Origin of the sequence: Exiguobacterium sp. S3, from assembly GCF_018617295.1 — a bacterium.
GTDB lineage: Bacteria > Bacillota > Bacilli > Exiguobacteriales > Exiguobacteriaceae > Exiguobacterium > Exiguobacterium profundum.
On the sequence record NZ_JACSJW010000001.1, the window covers coordinates 128249 to 152232 of the forward strand.

Genomic DNA, 23984 nt, shown 5'->3' on the forward strand with positions numbered 1-23984 from the left:
CTCTCTGATTTCGGAAGTGTGGTCTTTTCATTCTTTTCATCTTTATTAAAATTTGAAATTATCATTCAATTCACTTTACAATCATAATAATCCTTTTTATGATAAAACGGTTAAGGAGGGATCTTTCATGGAAAGGATCGATAAACAGACAATCGTGGACAGTGTTCCACAAAAAGGCTTCTTCGGACAACCGAAAGGGTTGTTCACTTTATTCTTCACTGAGTTTTGGGAACGTTTCTCGTACTATGGCATGCGGGCCATCCTCGTATTCTATATGTACTATGAAGTCTCTGAGGGAGGACTCGGTCTAGACCGAAACGTCGCACTCTCAATCATGTCCGTCTATGGCGCGCTTGTTTATATGTCTGGGGTCATTGGGGGATGGCTTGCAGACCGGATTTTCGGGACGTCTCGCGCGGTCTTCTACGGTGGTGTGTTCATCATGCTCGGACACATCGTCCTCTCGATTCCAGGTAGCGTCGTCTTCTTGTTCATCTCGATGGCGTTGATCGTCATTGGTACCGGATTATTGAAACCAAACGTATCAAGTATCGTCGGAGACATGTACAGCGAGACGGATCGCCGTCGTGACGCTGGATTCAGTATCTTCTACATGGGTATCAACTTAGGGGCATTCATTTCACCACTCATCGTCGGTCAAGTGCAAAAAGACTATGGATTCCACTGGGGCTTTGCGCTCGCGGCAATCGGGATGTTCGTTGGACTCGTCGTCTTCGTATTGACACGAAAAACGAACCTCGGCTTAGCTGGTTCGTATGTACCGAATCCGTTGACGCCTGATGAGAAAAAGAAAACGGTAAAAATCGTCAGCATTGTCACCATCGGAATTGCCATTTTGCTTGCAATTTTGATTCCACTCGGATGGTTCACGATCAATACGTTCATCTCACTCGTCGGGGTGTTCGGTATTGCGATCCCGACGATTTACTTCATCATCATGTATCGCAGTCCGAAAACGACTGAGGTCGAGCGCTCGCGAATCATTGCCTACATTCCGCTCTTCATCGCCTCCGTCATGTTCTGGGCGATCCAAGAGCAGGGTGCAACGATTTTGGCGAGCTATGCTGATACACGGACTGACTTAGAGTTCTTTGGATTCACGTTGTCACCAGCATGGTTCCAATCACTGAACCCACTGTTCATCATCTTACTGGCACCGATCTTCGCTTGGTTATGGGTCCGACTTGGTGACCGCGAACCGAGCATTCCGACGAAGTTTGCTTTCGGGATCTTGTTTGCCGGAATCAGTTTCTTGGTCATCCTACTCCCTGCTTACTTCAGTGGTCCGGATGCCCTCGTCAGCCCATTATGGCTCGTCTTGAGCTATTTCATCGTCGTGTTGGGAGAACTCAGTTTGTCACCGGTCGGTTTGTCGGCCACGACAAAACTCGCACCAGCTGCCTTCTCGGCTCAAACGATGTCGCTCTGGTTCTTATCGAACGCTGCTGCGCAAGGGATCAACGCACAGCTGGTCAAGTTCTACACGCCTGAGAATGAGATGCTCTATTTCGGCGTGATCGGTGGCGTCGCCATCATCTTAAGCTTGATTCTGTTCGCACTTGCACCGAAAATCAAAGTGTATATGCGTGGGATCCATTAATCATCAAAAACGCCAGCCGATTCAATCGGCTGGCGTCATTTTTATTTTCGCACTTGAATGAGTGACAAGTAGCGATCGATCATATTGTGGTTAAAGTAGTCATGGAAGTTGTCTTGTTTCAGTGACTGAATCGATTCATGGAATGTCGCAGGCAGTGATGCGATTCCTTGGCTCTCGATTTGCTTCGCAGAATACTCGAACAAGTCATCCTCGTTCGGAGAAGACGGAACGAGCTGTTGCTCGATTCCTTCAAGTCCCGCATAAATGAGCGCGGCAAGTGCCAAATATGGGTTCGCACTCGGGTCAGGATTTCGGACCTCTACACGAGTCGCACTTCCACGGGAAGCGGGGATTCGAATCATCGAACTGCGGTTCGATGGGCTCCAGCATATATTGACAGGTGCCTCGAATCCAGGAACGAGACGCTCGTATGATTCCGGTAGTGGATTCGTGAAGATTGCTGTGGCACGGGCATGCTTCAAGATTCCCTCGATGAAATGACGCGCCGTTTTCGACAATCCGTAATCCGCATCGACTTCGTCGAACGCGTTGGTCGTCGGATTTCCAGACTCATCATTCTTCCAGACAGAGATGTTCAAGTGCATTCCAGAACCATTCACATCACGCAACGGTTTTGGCAAGAATGAGACGGATGCCCCTTTCTCCTTCGCCGCAATCTTGACGATTTCTTTAAAGAACTGAATGTTATCCGCCGTATGGAGTGCGTCATCATACTTGATGCCAATCTCATGTTGCGCAGGAGCGACTTCATGGTGAACAGCCTCAATATTGAACCCGACACCGCTTAGACGGTTCGCGATGTGCTGTCGCACTTCATATCCTTTATCCTCTGAACGTGTCGAGAAATATCCGGCCTCGTCATAAAATTCTCCGTTCTCGTCAAAGATGAAGAATTCCGGCTCTGCCCCAACGAATACCGAGTAGCCATCACGTGCTGCACGTTCAAGTGCATCCTTCAATACATTACGTGGGTCGTATTCATATCGCTCTCCCTCCGGAGTGCATACGTCACAGAAGAATGCCAAAATATTTTCCTCGCCGTCTTGCTCATACCGTGGACGATCTAAATCCGGTCTCAAGAATAAGTCTGAGTTTTTGATGGAAGAGAACCCGTTGATTGAAGAACCGTCAAACATCGTTTTTCCCTCAAAGACTTCAGGCAACAATTTTGCCGAAAGCGTCAAGAGTTTTAAATCACCGAGAACATCTGAGAAATATAGATGGATTTGGGTGATGTTTTTCTCTTGTACCGTTTTCTCAATATCTTGTTGCTTCTTTTTTGCGTCATCCTTGTCTGTTCCGAATAGATTTGCCATGATTCGTTAAAACCTCACTTCAATAGATTTGACAGGCAAGCTGTCTTTACGCACCGTTCGTACGCTTCTCTATAGTTCATAACCGAGTTCGATTTTTTCTAAACATGGAATTTCAGCAAAGGCAAAGTGGCTACATGCGACAAGAGTTGATATGATGGGTAAAGAATGTCACAGAGAGGGAGAACGCGATTGTATATTTTTATGACTGGTGGAACCGGATTTTTAGGAGGGCGACTCGCCAAAGAATTGATTCAACGGGGGCATCGCGTCTGTATGTTGGCGCGAACACCGGAGAAGGTACAGGCACAATTCACCGCTGAAGAACAAAAATCGATTGAAGTGTTACCAGGCGACTTGACCTCACATGCGCTCGGGGTCAATGAAGAGTTCATCGAGACACATAAAGGGAAAATTGATTTATTTCTACACATGGCTGCACTCGTCAAATTCGATGAAGAATTACGTGATGAATTGTTCGAGACCAATTTGACCGGAACGAAAGAGGCCCTTCGATTAACTAAGTTAATTGACTGCCATCGCTTTTTCCATGTGAGTACGGCTTACACGCTCGGCGCTAAAGAAGTTGGCGGGGAAACACTGTACGATGTGTCTCAGTCTTTTTTAAATCCTTATGAAGAGAGCAAGGCACACGCCGAGCAGGCGGTCTGGGAGTCACGGGATGAGCTTGACGTCTCAATCTTCCGACCGGCCATCATCGTCGGAGACTCGAAGACGGGAGAGGCCGACTCGAAGTTTACGATGTATGGATACATGCGCGCGCTCGAGCTATTCAAACGGAAACTGGAACGACGTGGGCATGACTTCGAGTCGATTCGATTGATTGGCTCAGCGACGGGTACATCAAACCTTGTCCCTGTCGATTATGTCGCGGATGTACTCCTCGCTGCCATCGAGCATGCGAAGGCAGGTACAATCTATAACGTGACGAACGACGCACCTCCAAAAAATGAAACAATGCTCGACTATATGAAAGAGTCCCTAGCATTCCCGCATTTAACGATCACGGAAACGCCCACATCGACACTAAGCTCAGTCGAACAGTCGTTCAATGATATGGTAAAAGTATTTAATCCGTATTTGAATCGGGACATTAGATTCCGTGACGACAACACGAAACAATTGCTACAGGATGCTGGATTCGCTCCGCTCCGTCTCGATCAAAAATCGTTACGTCGCATCGTGAATGCCTATTACAAAGCAAAATAAAAAATGGACCGGAAAAATCGGTCCATTTTTTATTTATCGCAAACTAACACGATTTTACCATCTTTGATTTCACGTTCGAGTGAATCCACCATCTCTTTTGTGAGTCCAAGACTCTCCATCTGTTCCATGCGATCTTCTGAATTGCTCGTGAATTTCGAGAGCAACGACTCGAACATTCCTTTTTCCGGTATTCGATATGGTTGTACTCCGGACTCTGCTGCCAATCGAACGGTCAATTCCTCATCTTTGGCGAACAAATAGATATGCTCATTCACACATCCGCCTGACACCATCTCATTCACTTCATGGTCCACCGTCGTCATATCATTCACTACTCTTGTCTCTAACATGCCCCATCCTCCTCAACGTTCACAGTCATGTAATTCACTGTTTTTGTTATTCCCGAAAAATGAGGTGATAAACATACAATCAATCCCTTTCTTCGTTCGTGATCCATTCTTCGATGTCGAAATGATGCACGATTCCCTCGATTCGATCGTACTCCCCTTCTCTTTGAGTCCTACCCTCTAATCGAGCGGTCACTACGAACTGGGAATCGACAGAGCGGATACGAGATATGCGATATCCAGCTTGTTGTAATAATCCAGCGATAATTTCGACTTTCTCTTTCTCACCTGAACGGAATGTATGCATCCATCCCACCTCTTTCTATTTCACTCCTTATACATGCTATCATATCGTTTCAGACATGTGATGCTATACTATGGATAGAGAAAAGGAGTGAGTTCTGTGCCAAAACAAGACTTAAATACAATCATGCTTGAATATTTGAATGAGAAAGAAGACTATGAAGCGTTTGCCACAAAGCTGAAAGCGCTCCTCAGTGAATTGTTGACAGAAGCCGGCATCCAGTTCCATTCAATCGTCGCCCGTGCCAAAGAAGCGGACAGTCTATATGCCAAACTCTCACGCAAGCCTTATCAATATCGTTCCTTACGTGACGTACAAGACTTGGCCGGGATACGGATCGTGACATACTTTCATGACGACGTACGCGCCGTTGCGCAAATTTTAGAAGATGAATTCACCATCGACCGTGAACAGTCCATCGATAAGTCGACGTTGCTCGACTCCAATGAGTTCGGATATCTGTCCGTCCATTATGTCGTGGAATTAAGTGAAAAGCGACTTGCTCTAGGTGAATATCGCCGTTTTGCAGAAAAAGAGGCGGAAATTCAAGTCCGCTCGATCCTACAACACGCCTGGGCCGAGATTGAACACGACCTCGGTTACAAAAATCCGAATGCCGTTCCTCCTGAAATCAAAAGAAGTTTCAGCCGGGTCGCTGGTCTATTGGAGATTGCCGACTCCGAGTTCGTGAACATTCGAAAACAGTTGCGAACATTCGAACAAGAAACGGTCGAACAGATTCTTGACTCTCCTGAAAAAGTGGCCATTACCCGAGATAATCTCAACTATTATATTGCAAATGATCAAACGGTCGAGAAACTAGACAACGCGATCTTCCAGAGCGAATGGCTACTCGAGACGGACCTCTCTGCCATCGTCGAGTTGACGAGAATGTTCCATTACGCCGATATCCGTACGTTCAAAGATTTGAATGACACACTTTCGACTTACTATACTCAAGCCGTCCAATGCGCAACCTTGTTGCCATCTTCTCTGTTACCGAGACAAGGCATGGGTGTCGTCTATGCCGTTCTCGCTAAATTGTTAGCGGAAGGCGACGATCCGCAGATTGAATTTTTCTTTAGACGGTTCTATCCGGACTTGAAACATTATGAAGACATCATTCAGCAAATTCGGGCAAAAGACGAGCCCCTATAACTTTACAGACAACATGTTTTTAATGTAGAATGTTTTTATGTTCTGAAGTATATATGAATAATATTATCGCCAGGAGGTAGTTTCGAGGATGACAACACCCGTACAGACCGCTTCACGTCGACAGCTCGTTGCAGACGCTGAACGTGGTATCCGGATGAACTATCGTGGAGTGAAAAAAAATCTCCGTTCGATGTTCTCACAGTATTTAACCCGCAATGAATTCTTCATTCTACGTTCTCTTTGTCAACAGAGTCCTCAAATCGCCTCTGCTCTGTCAAATGAGTTTCAATTTTCAGCTTCGATGATCACTGCGCTTGCCGATGAGTTGACGAAAAAAGGGTTGATCTCTCGCGAACGCAGCGAGCGTGACCGCCGTGTCGTTGAACTTCAGGCAACGGATGAAGGTCGTGAGTTGTTTGAGACGTTAGAGAGCATGAAGATTGAATATTTGATGGATGTCTTCACTGATTTTTCAGATGACGAACTCATTTTACTCTCAAAATTATTAGATCGTATGGATGCTTAAATCCGACTATAGCCCTTCATCTTAACGGTGAAGGGCTGTTTTTTGCGAAAAAAAGAGATGCGACCCATCGGTCAGCATCTCTTCATCATTACGTTTCAATCAGGTTGGCCGTGACCACGATCCGGTCCCGATACCCAAGATTCTCGTCATACGGTCCTGCACAAGTGATCAATTGAATCCGCTTTGACTGAGTCGCCGCAAAAATGGAAGCGAGCGGCACTTGGTCGAGGCGATATTGTTTCACACTGACCACTTCATACGTTGCGACTTGGTCTTTCCGTTGGAGCGTCACCAGTTCTCCGATCGGAAGTCGATCCAGATTCGCAAAGATAGCTGGACCATTCAGATCATCGAGATGACCCGATAGGACGACATTCCCCGTTGCGCCTGCTTTGGCTCCGTATTGATACCAACCGACTTGATTCACGTCAGACGGTGTGTCCATTCTTCCGGCCTCATCCTTCCCGACCGCTTCAATCGATGTATCAACATCGATTGAAGGAATGATCAGCCGGGTAGGGACGAAACTGTTCGAATGAAACGTTTGTCGATCTACCTGCTTCGAGGTCAAGACTTGCGGTTCGGCAAATTCAGCCGTTGGCATCACGAACGGTTTGTCAGGAGCTTCCGCTTGAGCGCTCCATACGAGAAATGTGATTGATCCTAAGAAAATCAGTTTAAGCGTCTTGCTTCTGACGACGAAAGACGTAGAATCCAGCTGCTGCTGCTCCAACCACTGCTGCTGCGAGCAACCAGTTCATTGAAGCTGTTTGAGCAAGACCACCTTGTCCTGTTTCAGGAGCCATTGCCATTTCCCCACCATCAGCGGCGAGAAGGACTTCAAACGCTGGTTCTCCTTCAAGGAGTCCGATTGCGAATGCTGTATAGTTTTTGCCACCTTCAAGTGCAACACCGTCAAGTGCTTTGACGACGTCAGTCGCTCCAGCCGGTCGTACTTCAAGGTCATACGTTCCAGCATCGAGTGTGCCGTAATCACTTACTGCTTTGAACTCGAGGTTTGAGAAGAGTGGGTCGCCACCTTTAGGTGCGACATCAACCGCTGGTGCATCTGGTGCGAAGTGAGCGACACGTACTTTCGATTTACCATCTTCGAAGTTTGCATCGTCTTCCATTGCGGCGATTTCGATGTTTTCAAGTTGACCGATCGCAGCGGCTGTATAGAACTTGCCTGCCTCGATTGAGAGGTCTGCTGCGACGACGACTGTTTCAGCGTCACCTGCCGGCTTGATTTCAACGTTGTAATCCCCTGCTGGAAGTGTCAAGTAGTCTGTGAGATCCTTGAATTCTGCTCCCTCGACCGCGACTTCCCCATCCACGTACACGTCAACTGCCGGAGCATCAGGTGAAGCATGTAGCACACGGACCATCGCATTTTCATGTCCATCCGCGCTAACCGGTAAGACGAAAGCGAAAGCCAGTGCTAGAGTACCCAGTAAAGACATCAACTTCTTCATGTGAAATTTCCTCCTTTTGATCTTTGGTAACCCACGACTTGCATACAACAAATGTGATGCAGTGCTACATGGTGTGCTACATCTGATTGCTATGTAGCTCGGTGACATCTTAAACTTAAGACAATCCGACAATGACGTAAAGGGGACACTATGCACTGAATGTGCTCCGATATGCTAACGGACGAAAGCGCTACCTTTACATAAAATGTAGTTCCCTTCCACCCAAATACAAAACCACTTAGTCGGCGACTAAGTGGTTTTGTTTGCCCATTCGATATCATTGACAAAGATGGCATCGACTTGAAGCGCCATACAACGCTCAAGTTGATGTTGTGTTTTAATCGTATACGGTCTGATCGGAATCCCTCGACCTTGCAACGAGCGTACTTCTTCGTCTGTGATGCGATCGATGTGTGGGTGGACCGAATCCGCTCCGACGAATCGAAGATATCCGGAAATGTCATAAAGCGGCTGTGCAAGCAGAATGGCCGCTTCGATATCCGGTCTCATCTGTTTCAATCGGTGAATGGTTTCATGATTGAATGAGGAAAAGAGAATGCGGGTCGCATCAATTCCAGCGGATTCAATAGATTCGATGATGCGAGATTCGATTCCTTCATATCGATGGACATCCGTCTTCACCTCTAAGTTCAAAATGACCGATTCCTCTTTCACCAGTTCGAACAGCTCCTCGAGCGTAGGGATGTGTTCTTCTAGACTATGACGTACCCCGGCATTGAACTGTTTGAGCTCATTATAGGTATAGAGTGAAACTTGCCCTCTTCCGTCGGTCGTCCGTTCGAGCGTCTCGTCATGGATGAGGACGAGGACGCCGTCCTTTGTCATATGGACATCCGTTTCAATCCCATCTGCTCCGGTTTCGAGTGCGAGCCTGAATGCCGACATCGTATTCTCCGGACGATGTGCCATCACGCCACGATGTGCAAATCGTTTCATTTGGCAACTGTTTGATATTTCTTCGTCAAATATCGAACGAGCGGTTGGACCGAAATCGCTTGACCCGTCACTTGTTGAATGAGTTCGTTCGGGGTGAGACGTTTTCCATATTGATGAACGTTCTCCTGTAGCCACGCTTTGACCGGTTCAATTTCACCTTCTGCAATCAATGTCTCAAATTCCGGAAGATCTGATTTCAACGTTTCTGTCAATTGGGCCGCATAAATCAATCCGAGGGCATAGCTCGGGAAGTATCCAAACGAACCGCCTGCCCAATGGACGTCTTGGAGGACTCCTTTGGCATTCGACGGGACATCGAGTCCGAGATACTCTTTATACTTTTCATTCCATGCCGCAGGAAGCTCATCGACGGACAACGTCCCTTGGATGAGTGCCTTCTCGAGCTCATAGCGGATGATGATGTGTAGACTGTATGTCAATTCGTCAGCCTCGATCCGAATCAGAGATGGTTTCGCTTCATTCACACCTCGATAGAAAGTGTCGAAGTCGATTGCATCGTATACCGGATGAAGCGATTGTAGTTTCGGATAGACGCGACGCAAGAACGCTTCGCTTCGTCCGATGAAGTTCTCAAAGAAGAGCGACTGGGACTCATGAATCCCCATCGATGCACCGCCGCCTAGTCCGAGTTCATCGAGCATCGGGTCGATTTGTTGTTCATACGTCGCGTGCCCCGCTTCATGCATCGTACCGAACAGCGCATTTCTGAAATCTGCTTCATCATACTTCGTCGTAATCCGAACGTCGCGGCGGTTGATGGTGATTTCGAACGGATGTACTGTCGCATCCAATCGTCCACGTGATAAATCGTAAGCGACGACATTCATCCAGTCATGACAAATGGTTTCTTGGACATCCGCCGGCATCGACCAGTCCATAGAGAGCGATTCTTTTGGGAGCTGCTGGATGAGAGGAACAAGTTCGTCCCGGAGCGAGGCGAATAATTCGTCTAAAAGTTCGACCGTCATGCCCGGTTCGAAATCATAGAGCAATGCGTCGTACGGATGTTTCTCATAGCCGAAATATTCCGCAAATTTTTTCTGGAATTCGATAATCTGTTTAAGGTATGGAGCGAACATGTCCCAGTCATCCTGTTCTTTCGCCTTTTCCCACGCCGTCTCGGCTTCCGATACGAGTGTTACATAAGCTTGATATTCATTGTGTGGAATCTTGGCATTCCGTTCGTATTGCGTCTTCGCGATTTCAAGTGACCGCGCCTCGACGTCAGATAAATCCTTTTCATCTGCCATCCGTTCTAGTAATGAAGCGAACGACTCACTCGTCTGTCGTTTGAATGCCTCAGTCGATAAATAACCGATCGTTTCTGCCCGAAGCGGTGCCGACTGTTCCGGCATTTGTGTTCGCATGTCCCAATACAAGAGCGAGATCGCCTCGTCGAAGGCACGCAGTTGCTTAAAATGTTCACGCCATTCTTTTGTAACTTCCATCTGTCTTTCACCCCTATGTGTTATTCTGTTCCCTTTCTACTTTATTATAGATGTCAACCTTTGCCTACACCAGTTTACAAATCTTCTCGCTTACTGTAGGAAAGTGGTTTTGTGGCAGGACCCTCTAATACAGCCCCTTTTGCATCGAAACGAGAGCCGTGGCATGGACAATCCCATGACCGCTCGGCATTGTTCCATTTCACTGTACAACCGAGGTGCGTACACGTCAGGTTGACGACATGGCACTGGTTATCCAAATCTCGATAAACGCCCTTGGTCTTCCCATCAATTTGTACGACCCCTCCCTCATCTAGCTGCAGGTCTTGTACATCTTTTCGTTCAAGCATCCGATTTACTGTCCCTTTCGTGAATTGAGCGGCAGTATCTAAGTTTGTTTTGAGAAATGCACTGATATCACTAGGTTTAACCGTTTGACGGAGCGGTGAGACCAGCTCAACGAATCGGTTCGCATGACCTGTGAGTTGGTCCGCGAGCAAGGTGCCGGCAGCGATTCCGTTCGTCATCCCCCATTTCGAAAATCCAGTCGCCACAAAGAGATCTGGTTCTCTCTTGAACATTTGCCCTACGTAAGGAAGTCCATCTAAGGTGATAAGATCTTGGGACGACCACCTATGAGATGCCCGATGCGTTCCAAAATGTGCCTGTGCGTCATTCTCCAATCGATCATATCGTAGACGCGTATCTGTGACTTGCCCAGCGGTATGCCCCTCACCTCCAACTAGTAAATAGCTTTTTCCGTTTTCACTATAGGATCGAAACGAGCGATTTTGCTGTCCAACCTCTAAATACATCCCTCTGAGTGGTCGACTCTCCACTTCACATGCAACGATATACGATCTTTCGATTGAAAACTTCGACACGTACAACCCGCGCAGGTCATTTAATGGATAGTGGGTCGCAATCACGACTTGATTTCCCTGTACCCTTCTACCGTTAGATGTAGTGACTACTGGACGTGGTCCCTGACTCACTTCCGTCGCTCTAGAATTTTCATAAATCTTTCCTCCGAGACGAACAAAACGTTCCGCTAATTCACGTAAGTATTTCACGGGATGGAATTGAGCATGGTCATGGATCACCAACGCCTGCTCGATCGAGAACGGGAGAGCCTTTCTCACTTCTTCCGTCGCTTCTCCTCCGTCAATCTTCAAACGACGATACGCATCCAGTTCTTTAGTAAGTTCTTCGTTCGGTTCCCTAGAGTAAAGAAACGATTGTTCATTCGCGTAATCGCAGTCAAACCCTTCTTCAATTTGATTTTTTAGATAGATGAGCGCTTCTGAGTTGAACTCGTAATATAAACGTGCGATGGACTCATCAAAATGACGAATCAGCTTATGATAAATCGTACCATGTTGAACGGAACATTTTGCCGTCGTATGTCCCGTCGTCCCATGTCCAATCTCTAACGCTTCTAGAAGCGTCACTTGTTTCCCTCGCTTTTGGAGTTCATAGGCGCAGACGAGTCCCGCAATCCCTGCCCCGATGACGACGACTTCGGTCGATTCCGAAACGGAAAGGGATGGGTACGGCGTCCCAGTATCATGTTGACGCCAAATGGAGTTCGTGAACGGATAACGATGCATGATGCATCCTCCTCTCTAAAAGTGACATCTTTACCCTTATACCCGAAACACAGTTCTTTCATCGCCGATCAATCATTGACCTAGTTCTTTATTTTATTAGCGAAAAAAAAGAGCGTTTTCTATTATGTTTATAGAGTAACCAAAAAAGGAGGGACTTTTGTTGACCCGTAGAAGGAGACACCGAAGAAGAACGTACATCATGCGAAGAATGATTGCCGCGGTCGTTTTACTCGGAATCATCGCACTGATCCCGACGTTGGTCGGATTTAAACAAGATAAAGAAGCACCGACATTAGCAGAAGCGTCCACACCAAAAGCTGAACCGATGAAGATAGGTCCGCTTTTCCCGGATATCGACATGGGTTCATGGAGTCCGAGTGAGACGAAGATGATTTCGGATGAGGAAATCTCTGTTGGTGCACTAACTTTCGTCAATGTGACCAAACAAGAGATATTAATCGATAAAAACGCCAATGATCGTGTGTTTCCAGCCAGTACGACCAAATTGATGACGGCACTGCTTGCTTATGAGAAGGCATCTGCAGCGAATGAACTCGACCAACCAATCATTACGATTCAACAGTCGACACTCGATATTCCATGGGACAGCCATATCGCGCATCTTGCCATCGGGGATACATTGACAGTTCGTCAAGCACTTTACGCCACGCTACTTGAATCCGGAAACGATGCTGCGAACAGCCTTGCGGAATACACGAGCGGGTCGACCGAGGCCTTCGTTCAATTGATGAATGATCGAGCAAAGGTTTTAGGATTGACTGGAACGCATTTCGTAAATGCGCATGGCTACTCGGATCCGAATCATTATACGACGGCGAACGACATGGCTAAAATCGCCTTCGCATTCAGTACATACCCGGAGTTGATTGAAATTGCCGGGACTTATGAATTTAAAGCCGAATTTAAAGATAAAGACGGTAGCGGCAAACGTCGTTGGTGGTATCACCTCGGTTCATCGGTTAATGAACGAAGTGTCAACTACTCCAAGTTTGTGACCGCCACGAAGACGGGTTATACGGACGAATCCGGATATACCATGGTATTCATCATGAAACATAATAGCGAAACTTATATTTTGGTTACGATGCAGGCGAAGTCTGGACAAACATTCCCGACGATGCGACTCGTTGAAGAAAAAGCATTCAAATAAAGAAGTAAAGAGCATTCAAAGATGCTCTTTTTCTTATGATTAAAAATATGTTTTCTGAAAATTTTCCCATAAATATTACATTCATGTTACACAGGAAAGTCCTCAGCATTTCAAATATTCAGAATATTTAAACTTTTTATTTGAAAATTTTAGCCTTCATCCGTTGGTATAATGGGCTTTAGAGTCGTTTTTATGAAAAAGTGTCAGTTTGCAATCATTTCAAAGGTTCTGTAAGGTAAAGCACAAGTTCGCATTTTCAACTTTTGTTTTTAACTGTGTGATGTCTTCACACAATCGCGAACGAGTTGATTAAATAGATCTTTTAACTTAATAGGAGGTAATTCAATGTTATGGCAAGAATGGGTATCAATCGCGCTTTATCTCGTGATGATGCTTCTTATCGGATACGTTGCTTATAAACGAACGACCGATTCATCAGATTATATGTTAGGTGGCCGTAAAATGGGGCCAGGTGTTACAGCCATGTCAGCCGGAGCTTCGGATATGAGTGGTTGGATGTTAATGGGACTACCGGGTGCAATGTATGCAACTGGACTATCAGCAATTTGGTTAGCCGTTGGATTGGTCATCGGAGCTTACTTGAACTACTTGTTAGTTGCTCCACGACTTCGCGTCTTCACAGAGATGGCGAACGATTCGATTACGATTCCAGATTTCTTAGAGAATCGGTTCCGAGATCACTCGAACTGGCTACGGATCCTTTCTGCATCCGTCATCATCATCTTCTTCACGTTCTACACGTCAGCTGGGCTTGTATCCGGCGGGAAGTTGTTTGAAAGCTCATTCGGATTAAATTATCAGACAGGTGTCATTGTCACAATTAGTGTCGTCATCTTATACACCCTCTTCGGTGGATTCACGGCAGTTAGTTGGACGGACTTCGCACAAGGTGTCATCATGTTCTTGGCGCTCGTGCTCGTACCATTCGTCGCTTTAACAGATATCGGTGGAGTAGACACTGCTGTCAACTCTGCGACGACAATCAATGCTGATTTGTTCGACCTCTTTAAAGGGACGACGACACTCGGGATTATCGGTCTCCTCGCTTGGGGACTTGGTTACTTCGGTCAGCCACACATCATTGTTCGCTTTATGGCAATCCGAGATGTGAAATCATTGAAAACGGCTCGTCGTATCGGGATGAGCTGGATGACAGTATCTATCATCGGTGCCGTCATGACAGGGTTCGTCGGAATCGCTTATTTCCGAGGACAAGGAAATCCACTCGGGGACCCGGAAACAGTCTTCATTCAATTCTCTGAAGTCTTGTTCCACCCGTTCATCACTGGTTTCTTATTGGCAGCCATCCTTGCTGCGGTCATGTCGACGGTATCGTCGCAATTGCTCGTCACATCATCTGCATTGACAGAAGACTTCTATCGTAAATTCTTCAACAAAGATGCAAGTGAGAAGACGATGGTCCTTGCCGGACGTGTTGGTGTCTTGCTAGTAGGAGTTGTAGCGACGCTCATGTCACTCAACCCATCAAGTACAATCCTCACACTCGTCGGATATGCATGGGCTGGATTCGGTTCTGCATTTGGACCAGCAATCCTCTTGTCACTTTACTGGAGCAAGATGACGCGTCAAGGTGCCCTCGCTGGTATCCTCGTCGGTGCCATTACCGTCATTCTCTGGATCGTCACTGGACTTTCGACAGTCCTTTATGAAATGGTACCTGGCTTCTTCTTGAGTATGTTGGCAATCGTGCTTGTCAGTAACTTTACTAGCCAGAAAGAACAAAAACGTATCAACCGAGAATTCGGTGAAATGGAAGCTGAATTGGCAGCTGCGAAGAAAGAGTAACGATTCACACAAAAACTCGGTTCCCTATAAAGGGACCGAGTTTTTTGTTTTACATCGATGCTGCGATTAACCAGACACGAATCACAAACGGTACGAGAACCAACACGAACATTGCGTTTCGCATCCACCGATTTCGGTTCCAATAGTACGCCATTAGTACGAACGGATGCAATGCGACCAATTCGTATGGATTGAACCAAAACCATGTGAGAATCAGTACGATTAAAAAGTACAATACTGATTTTTCTTTCGACGTTCGGTATTCACGCCACATATCATAGGCGCCTTTAAAGAAAGCGATGAATGTTGCAATCCAGAATACGATGACAATCACATTATCAAATCCACTAAACAACTGAGTAACCACCTTTTAGGAAGGATTTTCTACATAAAAACCGCCCCAGTAAATATGACGGTACGTAAACTCTTTTCCACTTTCTACAGTAATCACAATTTCATCTTCCGTCAACACGAGGACATGAACCGGTACCTCACCCTGGCGAAGCATCGGGCTAAATAATTGAAACTGTTTGTTTAACCATTTGCGCTCTGAAAAGTTTTGATAGTGATGTAGAGAAAGCATCGGATGGCTCAAGTATGCAGCTCCAACTATCGCGACAGCGATCGGTGGCGCGCCGATTTCCATCATGAACGAGAAGACGAGAACAAGAGATAGCACCCCATACGCGAACTCTACTAATTCCATGAGAGAAGCTCGGCTAGCTATCACATATTGAATCACACGAAACATGAGATACAAGATGATACTGACAATCAAGTACTCAGAGAATGGCGAATGTCGGAACGATACGTCCAAATAGAACAAGACAGGTAACAGTAGGATCCATTTCCATAGATGTAAGGCGAGGTAAAACAATGATTGATCGATGAAACGACGATTGTGTACGAGCCGTTGCATATCCATGTTTCCCACCTCCGCTTTGATGATGTGACCTTACGATACCATTCCCTATTCTTTCGAATGATAACTAGCAATTACACTTCTAACGAAGTTTTTCTTTCCTCTCGATTAACGTCGCATTCAACAGCCCACCAAGCAAGATGACAGAGGCAGCGAGATAAAACCAAATCAATAAGACGATGAACGCACCGAGTTGACCATAAAACTGCTCGTAGTTTGCGAATTGTGAATAGTAACTAAACACATTCGAGACAAGCAGAATCCCTACTGTTGCAAAGGCGGCTCCGGCCCAACTATTTTTAAATGTTCCGGACACACTTGGCAACCACTTATATACAAATACGAATACAGTGAATAGAAGACCTGTTCCGATGATCCATCTGAAGTAAAACCAAATCTGCGCATATGTCGTGACAATCTCATCGATGAACAACACGTATGAAGAGATTTCTCGAAGTGCCGTCTCAATCACAGGGACGAGCAATGAAAATGGTAACACAAACATGAGCGCCAAGGTGATGGCGATATCCTGTAAGACGCCCCTCCAAAAGGCTTTATTACGAACAGCCCGGTAGGCATCGTTCAATGCTCGCACGAGAGATTGTACGGCCATAGATGAGATCCAGAGTGCTGGTAAGATACTGAATGATGCCAATTTCAATTTGGAGTTGTCGAATACGGCTTCAATGTTCCCTTCTAATAGCTTGTAACTGGCTTCAGGCATGATGAGTGATAACGCTTGAATCACATCGCCACTCGTAAACGGTAAAAATCCAACAATCCCTAATACGAATAATAAGAACGGGAACGTGGATAAAATGAAATAATAGGCTAACATGGCCGCTTGATCAAAAAAACGTTCTGAAAAAAATCGCTTGACGATTGTCAAAAATACTTGTTTCATCGTTACTCTCTACTTTCTTTTAATAAAATATCTGCGGTATTTGAAATAAACGATTTAAAATGAAGAGGAAACCCCTAATGCCAGGGGCGTCCCATTGATTGATGATCCTTTAACTGATTTCTTCATTTTTCGTTTCCCACGCTTCAATATGTTCTTTACCAGGAAGTTCGACATCATCTTTAAAGAATTCTGGGTCTCTTCCTTCTTTCTTTTGAACCATATAGTCGTCGAGGAGCGTCTTGGCAACTTTACTCAATCGGAAAATCGCATACATGTTGACGAGCGCCATCAAGCCCATAAAGATGTCAGCAATCGACCAGACCAGTCCCGCAGATCGTACCGAACCGAACATGACCATCCCGACAACGGCAATCCGATAGATTATCAAATATCGCTTCTTCTCAGATATGAACTCGATGTTCGTCTCTCCATAATAATAATTGGCCAAAATCGAACTGAAGGCAAAAAGTAAGATGGCGATTGTCATGAGCGTCGTCGCAATCGGTCCGATTTCAACGAGAAGCGCCTCTTGAGCAAGCTCAATCCCTTGGAATGCTTCAGAGCCTTCGACACCTGAGATGAGGACAATCATCGCCGTTGCGGTACAGATGAACAATGTGTCCACAAATACACTAAGCGATTGAATCAATCCTTGTTTGACCGGGTGACTCACCTCAGCGGTAGCTGCGGCGTTCGGGGCAGACCCCATCCCTGCCTCGTTCGAGAACAGGCCACGTCGAATGCCTTGGAGGACAGCTGCACCGACCGCTCCACCGAACAACTGTTGGAAACCGAGGACACCTTCAGAGAAGATGGCCGAGAACACTTGTGGCACGACATCAAGATTCGTAAGAACTACCCAAATGGCTAGTAAGATATAACCGCCCGCCATGATTGGTACAATGATTCCCGATAAGGTCGAGATGGAACGAATCCCACCGAAAATGACGATAGCGGTGACAACGGATAAGATGATGCCGACCCAGACCGTATCGATCTCAAATACGTTATTCACGGAGAGTGCGATTGTATTTGCCTGGACGGAGTTGAAGGCAAAACCGAAGGCGAACGTAATCAAAATGGCAAATACGATGCCTAACCAGCGTGCACCAAGTGCCCGTTCGATATAGTATGCTGGACCACCACGCCACGCCTTGCCGTCATGCACTTTATACACCTGGGCGAGCGTACTTTCAACGAATGCCGACGCCGCTCCAATCAGTGCAATGAGCCACATCCAAAATACGGCGCCAGGTCCGCCTAAAGCGATTGCCGTCGATACGCCGGCGATGTTCCCCGTACCGACTCGGGCCGCCGTTCCGATGGCGAATGCTTGGAAAGATGAGACCTGTCCTTTCTCATGCTTGATTCCTTTCACGAATAAGAGTTTAAACATTTCCGGTAACAATCGAAATTGAACGAACCCCATCCGAATCGTAAAATAAAGACCTCCTGCAATCAATACGAAGATGAGAAGGTACGACCATAAATAGTCATTGATTTGCATAATCAGTTCACGAATATCCAACGAAATCGCCTCCTTTTATCGGGTTTTTACCCGCTCTGAATCTGACAGAAACAGCGGGTTCATTGCACGTTTTTAAGAATCTCTTCACATAGACGATGTGTCTCGAGACTGTCTTCCGCGACAACGGAGGCGTTCGGTTCCCCACGAAGTAAACATAAGAAGTCTTCCACAAGGTCGATAAACCCTCGACGTTTCAAATTCGACTCCCATGGGTCGAGTGACCATTCCTTCACACCGTCTCGTCCATAGTCTGTAATCCGCTCCACATCACGCGTGACCCGCTTTACGGTCGGTGACATGACTTCCATCACTTCTTCGGTGCAACTGTTGTCTCGGTTCATCCAACCGATTGCCTCGATTCCCCCTGCCTTGAAATGAATCATCACTTGTTTCAGCACATCCCCTTCAAATCGAGGTGTGACACGTAAACGTTCGACAGGCTGAAGGTCGGTCAAATAACGGAGCGTATCGACGACATGCACGAAATCCTCGATCACAAATTCACGAAGCGATGCCGGTTTATACGTTCTGTTTTTTTGAATGAAGACCATATTTTTTTCCTCGACTTGTTTGAGTGCCTGTGTGGCCGTGGCAAATCGGCGATTGAAGCCTGTGACGAGATGGACGCCTTTCTCTTTAGCAAGTGCGACGAGTCGTTCCGTCTCTCCAAGAGTGAACGTGATCGGTTTGTCGATGAAGACATGCTTCCCTTGCCGTAGACAATACTCGGCTTGCTCATAATGAACAGCTGTCGTCGAATGAATCATGACCGCATCGATTTCTGTCATCGGCACGGCGTGTAGGTCTGAGTACCCTCCTTTGAAACGAAAGGTCGAGATGATATCGTGTAACTTCTGTTCATCCCTTGAGACGAGATACACATCAACGTCCTTTAACCCGGCATATACAGGTAGATATGCTTTTTTGGCGACATCCCCGATGCCCACTACTAAAATATTCATTTGCTCACTCCTCCAATATTATGTAGAAAGCCCGAAGCGATTGCCTCGGGCTCACGTAATAGATACAATCTCAAAACTTGTGATCGGTTCACGAATCGCGTCAGATACAATTTGGTAAGCCGCATGTAATTCTTCTTGATTATTTAAGTCCGGCACACGGTCCATTTCTACCTCGACCGTCCGAGTGTTCTGTTCTTTCACATGTAACTGATATTCGACTGTATACTTTTCCATCATCTGTCCCCCTCTAATTATACATATGTTATGTATATCCTGTTACACGGATGATGAAACAAGTGAGTTTGTTCTAAGAAAACAGAAAAATGACCGCTCAGGTGAACGGTCATGGATTCATCATTCTGATTTCGGTTTTGCGTCACGGTCCGGACGTGGGCGACGCTTTCCGAAGTATTGGTAATATTGCGTCTCGATATTTCCGTTGTACAGCTTCCGACGCTTCGTCGCCGGGCGCCCGTATGCCTTCTCGAAGTCTTCATAACTCGTCAACATATAGACACTGTAACCAGGGTATTTCGCATATTGTTCCCCGATCCGTTCGTATAAGTCGATGATTTCTTCTTCTGACTGAAGTCGTTCCCCATAAGGTGGGTTTCCGATGATGACCCCGTACTCTTCTTTCGGCTTCAGTGCGGCTGCGTCACTATGGACGAATGTGATCGCATCACGGACGTCAGCGAGTTCCGCATTGTCTTTTGCAAGTTTCACCATCCGCGGATCCAAGTCGATTCCATAGATTTTTAACGGTTTATCCCACTCCGCCTTCTCATTCGCTTCATTTATTGCCGCATACCAGGCTTTTTTCGGGATGCATGTCCAATCCTGTGCGAAGTATTCACGGTTGATACCCGGTGCGATATTTCGTCCAATCATCGCCGCTTCGATGGCGAGCGTCCCTGAACCTGTAAATACGTCATAAAACGGCATGTCCGGACGCCAGTTTGTCAATTGAATCATCGCCGCTGCCATCGTCTCTTTGAGTGGAGCTTGCGAATGAAGCTCACGGTAGCCTCGACGGTGAAGTGGACCGGACGTATCGATCGTGATGGTCGCCACATCTTTTAAAAGAGCGACTTCGATTGGGAATTTCGCGCCTGACTTCGGCAACCATTCTCCCTCTTTACGATAGCCGCGTTGCATCGCTTCAACAATCGCCTTCTCCGTGATTTTCTGACAGTCACGAATCGAGAACAGCTTTGATTTGACCGAGCGTCCGTCGACCGTGAACGCCGCGTCCCACGGCATGAGGTCGGTCCATGGTAACGCTACGACCCCGTCAAACAATTCTGTAAACGTTGTCGCCTTGAACTCGGCAACGACGAGTTTGACCCGGTCTGCTGTCCGCAACCACATGTTCAGACGTGGAATGTCTTCCATTTCCGCGTCGATATAAATCCGTCCGTTCTCGACTTCGCACGTGTATCCTAAATCCCTTACTTCTTTTGCCACAAGTGCCTCGATTCCCATCGCTGCCGTCGCAATCAGTTTACGTTTTGCCATCTAAATCGCCTTCCTTCTACATAAATATCTTTCAGTCATTTTGTAAGTTGTAAAAAAATCATGAAAAAAGGAGCTCAAGTATATGTGCTTGAACTCCTTGTCGTTGTCAGTTGAGACTATGTTGTCCTGTAAGCCATGTTCTGTACTCCGGTGCTCATAGCGGTCTCCCTGGCACGATGGAGTGACAATCATCTATCTGCGCACATCAGCGCCCTCCGTCCCGTTCGATTCCGGTCTGGAAGTTCCCCTACCATAGTTTGGGTTTCTCGCTCGTGGGGTTTACCTCGTTCCACTCTGAACGTTTCCGATCAGACTCCGTCACTGTGGCACTTTCAAGAAGCGGACACCATATCCGAGGACTTAGGTGTTTCTTCTGCCGTCAACTTGCGTTGCCTACACTTATCGTTTCGTGTAGCACGATCACTACAGCCATCACAGGCTGTGCGAGCATGGACTTTCCTCAAGACTTGCGTCCCGCGATTGTCCAGACTTCATAGTCACTTCAACCATTGTAGCTGAAATTTGAACGGTTGACAACTTAAATTCGAAACTTGATTTTACGTTCAGTCAGCGCTAAAATAAGGCGTGTTCATTGAATAAGGAGGGATTTTGATGCATCAGGATGCAAAAAACGGTTGGATTCAACGTCTGACTTATGTAATAGAAATCGATGACATTAAAGTGCTCCACCCGAACAACGGCGTGTTCGCCTTCTACCGAAATAATCGTCTCGTCCGAGGGTTTGAACCGTTCGACATCAAGGCACCGAACGAACTCTCGAAACGACCTTATCATTTTGACCATCACAATTTAGCACATCTCGAGGAGCGCTTCCCGGACGCCATTCCAGTGTTCGATGAAACGCATGAGACGCGTCGCGCTTGGAGCGACCGTGTCCGAGTCGGTCTTTGCGAAATCATCCGAGATGGGAAACTCAGTTTCGAGCATATTGATGACCAAGGGAACGTATTAGAAGCGAGTATCCGTTGGTGTGGAGAAGCCATCACCATCGATTAAATAGAAAAAGCCGTCTCTCCGTTAGGAGCAGGCGGCTTTTTGTCTTACAAGGTCTCTGTGACCGGAGGCTCGTCTTCGATGATCGGTGGCTCAAAAGATGTCGTCACCACTTTTTCGCGAAGGTCCGTCGGTTTAAGAATGACCGTCAGCTTCTGTGTCGTATTCCCTCTTACCGGAAATGTCCCGGCGATGTGGAGCGCTTCGTATAAGACCTTCCCATTTGAATCAAGTACCGTGACCGTCCCTTTTCGTGTCGTATGAATCGTGAACGTCCCTTCCTCCGACACCTTCACAGAAACTGCCGTCTTCAACGTGTTGACATAATCAATCGTTCGGCTCGTGTAGCGCTTATGTTTTCCGTCCGTTACTTGACCGACGATGCGGTATTGTCCGCTCGGTAGCCAATCTCCACTCGAATACATCGTGAACGACCGATTTGGAGTAAGTGTCTTGACTTTCTTGTTCCCTTGATACAGTGTGAACGAGGACTTTAAGTTCGAATGGTTCATGACACTCAACTTGACATCATTCACGTATCGACTCTTCCACACCGAAGGGGCAGAGATATGAATAGGGCGAGCCGTTGCCTCTAGCAGTTTCATCGCATTCAATTCCGTATAAGACTTTCCGGAGGCTTTTGGCATCTTCGCAATCAACTGGTCGATCTCACCAGGTGTCAAATAAGGATTGATCGATTTGACGAGCGCGAGGCTCGCCGTGACCATCGGTGCCGCCATCGAGGTCCCGTCCATAAAGATAAAGCGGTTATTGATTCCTAGAGAGAGGATGTTCACACCTGGCGCCACGATTTTGACACGATCGTCCATATTGCTAAAGCTCGCGAGACGATGTCTAGAATCGATTGCACCGACCGCGATTACCTCTTTCATGTTTGCAGGAAAATTGATCGTCTGTTTTCGATCATTTCCAGATGATGCGACGATAATGACCCCTTTCGCCCTTGCCCGTTTAATCGATGTGGCCAAACGACTATCATAATCATCCCCTCCAAGCGAGAGGTTGATGATGTTTGCCCCTTTCGCTACAGCCGTATCCACTGCATTGGCGACCGTCCAGGAGTCTGTTTTATCTGAATTCACCCCGTAAAACACATTATAAAAGTGATAGCGGACGTTCGGCGCGAGTCCGGCGATCCCAAAACGGTTATGTTTCCCGGCCATGATCCCAGCGGTATGTGTGCCATGAATATCCGCAGTGTATGGACCTTTCATGGAATTGACGACACGAGGAACGTTCTTCAAATCCGTATGATTACGGTCAGCTGACGAGTCAATCAGCGCCACAACGATATCAGTTGCGCCTCTCGTCTTATTCCACGCCAAATCCATACCGATTTGCTTCACATAATATTGGCTCGTGACTTGTGGTTCTGAGACGACGTAACCATGTTTCTTAAGGATGACCGGCTGTGCTGCATCTACTCCGACCGGCAGTAAAAGGGCAATCGCTGTCAAAAGGGCAATCTTTTTCATTCCTTCCGCTCCATTCCAAACTGATAAAGTGACTCCATTATCTCAAACTTTGGATTAGATTTCCCTTTTTTTGAATAAAAAGTTGTCGCTAAGTTTACCAATAGCTCGGCTCATCCGGGTGCAGCATATCAAACTCGACAATCCGTCCAATCGTCAAGTACGTATAGTAGCGCGCCAGTTCCACCCGGCTTGGGTCGGGACGGAATCCCTCGAGGTCCTCTCCAAGTGGAGACCCGTCAATGGTCTCAAACTGCTGGCAAAAAAAAGACTCCGTTTCAGCGTCCCAGACGATACGATCTCCGATATATCCGCTTCCGAAGCGAATGTAATCGATGATCGACGGAACGATGACTTCTGCTGGCAAGCGTTCGCTCATCCGACCAACGAGTTCATATCGCAGACGATCTGCCTGATCGGCTTCCTCAAGGGATGCACATTTGAGTACTTCTTTATTGATTTCAATCAATACGACATAATCCCCAGATTCGATGGAGAGCTTCATTGCCTCACCTCACTTTTTCATTCCTACATCCGATTCTCTACAAGTCATTATTCGAGATAAATGGTGGGAATCCTGTCCATTCCTCATTTTTTTCCAAATCGCAGTTGAGTTC

The 23984-nt window shown here is 46.7% G+C and carries 24 protein-coding genes and 1 other RNA gene; 7 read left to right on the top strand and 18 right to left on the bottom strand.

Going from position 1 to position 23984, the window contains the following annotated elements:
• Nucleotides 1-127: 127 nt before the first annotated feature.
• Entirely contained in the window at nt 128-1621 is a 1494-nt protein-coding gene (locus KNO65_RS00730) for a peptide MFS transporter (protein ID WP_214781192.1), read from the top strand.
• 41 nt (nt 1622-1662) lie between these two features.
• On the opposite strand, the gene KNO65_RS00735 is transcribed toward KNO65_RS00730, so the two are convergent.
• Nucleotides 1663-2958 carry a glutamine synthetase family protein gene (locus tag KNO65_RS00735; RefSeq protein WP_047795294.1) on the bottom strand — a complete coding sequence of 432 codons (1296 nt, stop codon included), beginning with the start codon at nt 2956-2958 and terminating at the stop codon, nt 1663-1665.
• A gap of 189 nt (nt 2959-3147) precedes the next feature.
• On the opposite strand from KNO65_RS00735, the gene KNO65_RS00740 reads away from it, so the two are divergent.
• Nucleotides 3148-4185, top strand: coding sequence for an SDR family oxidoreductase (locus tag KNO65_RS00740; protein WP_214781194.1), 1038 nt, complete (start codon nt 3148-3150; stop codon nt 4183-4185).
• Nucleotides 4186-4214: 29 nt separating this feature from the next.
• On the opposite strand, the gene KNO65_RS00745 is transcribed toward KNO65_RS00740, so the two are convergent.
• Together KNO65_RS00745 and KNO65_RS00750 are read right to left on the bottom strand one after the other, a co-directional pair.
• Nucleotides 4215-4535 (bottom strand): YflT domain-containing protein, encoded by a 321-nt coding sequence (locus KNO65_RS00745; protein ID WP_012726354.1) that lies wholly within the window; start codon nt 4533-4535, stop codon nt 4215-4217.
• 79 nt (nt 4536-4614) lie between these two features.
• On the bottom strand, nt 4615-4839 hold the full coding sequence (locus tag KNO65_RS00750) for a hypothetical protein (RefSeq protein ID WP_214781196.1): 225 nt from the start codon (nt 4837-4839) through the stop codon (nt 4615-4617).
• A gap of 96 nt (nt 4840-4935) precedes the next feature.
• On the opposite strand from KNO65_RS00750, the gene KNO65_RS00755 reads away from it, so the two are divergent.
• On the top strand, nt 4936-5994 hold the full coding sequence (locus KNO65_RS00755; RefSeq protein WP_240499823.1) for a GTP pyrophosphokinase: 1059 nt from the start codon (nt 4936-4938) through the stop codon (nt 5992-5994).
• 88 nt (nt 5995-6082) lie between these two features.
• Nucleotides 6083-6520: a MarR family winged helix-turn-helix transcriptional regulator gene (locus KNO65_RS00760; protein ID WP_012726357.1), complete on the top strand. Its 438-nt coding sequence runs from the start codon at nt 6083-6085 to the stop codon at nt 6518-6520.
• 88 nt (nt 6521-6608) lie between these two features.
• On the opposite strand, the gene KNO65_RS00765 is transcribed toward KNO65_RS00760, so the two are convergent.
• The 5 genes from KNO65_RS00765 to KNO65_RS00785 all read right to left on the bottom strand — a co-directional run bounded on the left by KNO65_RS00765 (nt 6609) and on the right by KNO65_RS00785 (nt 12028).
• Nucleotides 6609-7253, bottom strand: coding sequence for a class F sortase (locus tag KNO65_RS00765; protein ID WP_251131621.1), 645 nt, complete (start codon nt 7251-7253; stop codon nt 6609-6611).
• Nucleotides 7198-7995, bottom strand: coding sequence for a DUF4397 domain-containing protein (locus KNO65_RS00770; RefSeq protein ID WP_012726359.1), 798 nt, complete (start codon nt 7993-7995; stop codon nt 7198-7200). Before KNO65_RS00770 ends, KNO65_RS00765 begins: the two co-directional genes overlap by 56 nt.
• A 249-nt stretch (nt 7996-8244) precedes the next feature.
• Nucleotides 8245-8952 carry a glycerophosphodiester phosphodiesterase gene (locus tag KNO65_RS00775; RefSeq protein ID WP_214781198.1) on the bottom strand — a complete coding sequence of 236 codons (708 nt, stop codon included), beginning with the start codon at nt 8950-8952 and terminating at the stop codon, nt 8245-8247.
• Entirely contained in the window at nt 8949-10421 is a 1473-nt protein-coding gene (locus KNO65_RS00780) for a carboxypeptidase M32 (protein WP_214781200.1), read from the bottom strand. The genes KNO65_RS00775 and KNO65_RS00780 overlap by 4 nt, the downstream gene beginning before the upstream one ends.
• Nucleotides 10422-10495: 74 nt before the next feature.
• Nucleotides 10496-12028, bottom strand: coding sequence for an FAD-dependent oxidoreductase (locus KNO65_RS00785; protein WP_214781203.1), 1533 nt, complete (start codon nt 12026-12028; stop codon nt 10496-10498).
• Between the two features lie 199 nt (nt 12029-12227).
• Between KNO65_RS00785 and KNO65_RS00790 the strand changes: the two genes are divergently transcribed.
• Both KNO65_RS00790 and putP read left to right on the top strand, forming a co-directional pair.
• Nucleotides 12228-13199: a D-alanyl-D-alanine carboxypeptidase family protein gene (locus tag KNO65_RS00790; RefSeq protein WP_251124876.1), complete on the top strand. Its 972-nt coding sequence runs from the start codon at nt 12228-12230 to the stop codon at nt 13197-13199.
• 345 nt (nt 13200-13544) lie between these two features.
• A complete protein-coding gene (putP, locus tag KNO65_RS00795) occupies nt 13545-15026 on the top strand; it encodes a sodium/proline symporter PutP (protein WP_078146955.1) in 1482 nt (493 codons plus the stop codon).
• 49 nt (nt 15027-15075) lie between these two features.
• Here putP and KNO65_RS00800 read toward each other — a convergent pair whose 3' ends face one another.
• From KNO65_RS00800 to rnpB, 8 genes are all read right to left on the bottom strand, one after another.
• A complete protein-coding gene (locus KNO65_RS00800; RefSeq protein ID WP_078146956.1) occupies nt 15076-15381 on the bottom strand; it encodes a hypothetical protein in 306 nt (101 codons plus the stop codon).
• A gap of 15 nt (nt 15382-15396) precedes the next feature.
• Nucleotides 15397-15951, bottom strand: coding sequence for a hypothetical protein (locus KNO65_RS00805; RefSeq protein ID WP_074036974.1), 555 nt, complete (start codon nt 15949-15951; stop codon nt 15397-15399).
• Nucleotides 15952-16030: 79 nt separating this feature from the next.
• Nucleotides 16031-16852 (bottom strand): YihY/virulence factor BrkB family protein, encoded by an 822-nt coding sequence (locus KNO65_RS00810; RefSeq protein WP_214781207.1) that lies wholly within the window; start codon nt 16850-16852, stop codon nt 16031-16033.
• A 109-nt stretch (nt 16853-16961) separates the two neighbouring features.
• Entirely contained in the window at nt 16962-18380 is a 1419-nt protein-coding gene (locus tag KNO65_RS00815; RefSeq protein ID WP_205728292.1) for an alanine/glycine:cation symporter family protein, read from the bottom strand.
• Between the two features lie 59 nt (nt 18381-18439).
• Nucleotides 18440-19342, bottom strand: coding sequence for a Gfo/Idh/MocA family protein (locus tag KNO65_RS00820; protein ID WP_214781210.1), 903 nt, complete (start codon nt 19340-19342; stop codon nt 18440-18442).
• A gap of 51 nt (nt 19343-19393) precedes the next feature.
• A complete protein-coding gene (locus KNO65_RS00825; RefSeq protein ID WP_230872813.1) occupies nt 19394-19576 on the bottom strand; it encodes a hypothetical protein in 183 nt (60 codons plus the stop codon).
• Nucleotides 19577-19696: 120 nt separating this feature from the next.
• Entirely contained in the window at nt 19697-20860 is a 1164-nt protein-coding gene (locus KNO65_RS00830) for a THUMP domain-containing class I SAM-dependent RNA methyltransferase (RefSeq protein WP_074036970.1), read from the bottom strand.
• A gap of 124 nt (nt 20861-20984) precedes the next feature.
• An RNA gene (gene rnpB / locus KNO65_RS00835) (RNase P RNA component class B) lies at nt 20985-21352 on the bottom strand.
• Between the two features lie 120 nt (nt 21353-21472).
• Here rnpB and KNO65_RS00840 point away from each other — a divergent pair.
• Nucleotides 21473-21877, top strand: coding sequence for a hypothetical protein (locus KNO65_RS00840; RefSeq protein WP_012726372.1), 405 nt, complete (start codon nt 21473-21475; stop codon nt 21875-21877).
• Nucleotides 21878-21921: 44 nt separating this feature from the next.
• Here the strand turns inward: KNO65_RS00840 and KNO65_RS00845 are convergent, their stop codons facing one another.
• Both KNO65_RS00845 and KNO65_RS00850 read right to left on the bottom strand, forming a co-directional pair.
• Nucleotides 21922-23370, bottom strand: coding sequence for a S8 family peptidase (locus KNO65_RS00845; protein ID WP_214781211.1), 1449 nt, complete (start codon nt 23368-23370; stop codon nt 21922-21924).
• 94 nt (nt 23371-23464) lie between these two features.
• Nucleotides 23465-23872: a hypothetical protein gene (locus tag KNO65_RS00850; RefSeq protein ID WP_074036967.1), complete on the bottom strand. Its 408-nt coding sequence runs from the start codon at nt 23870-23872 to the stop codon at nt 23465-23467.
• Nucleotides 23873-23984 lie beyond the last annotated feature (112 nt).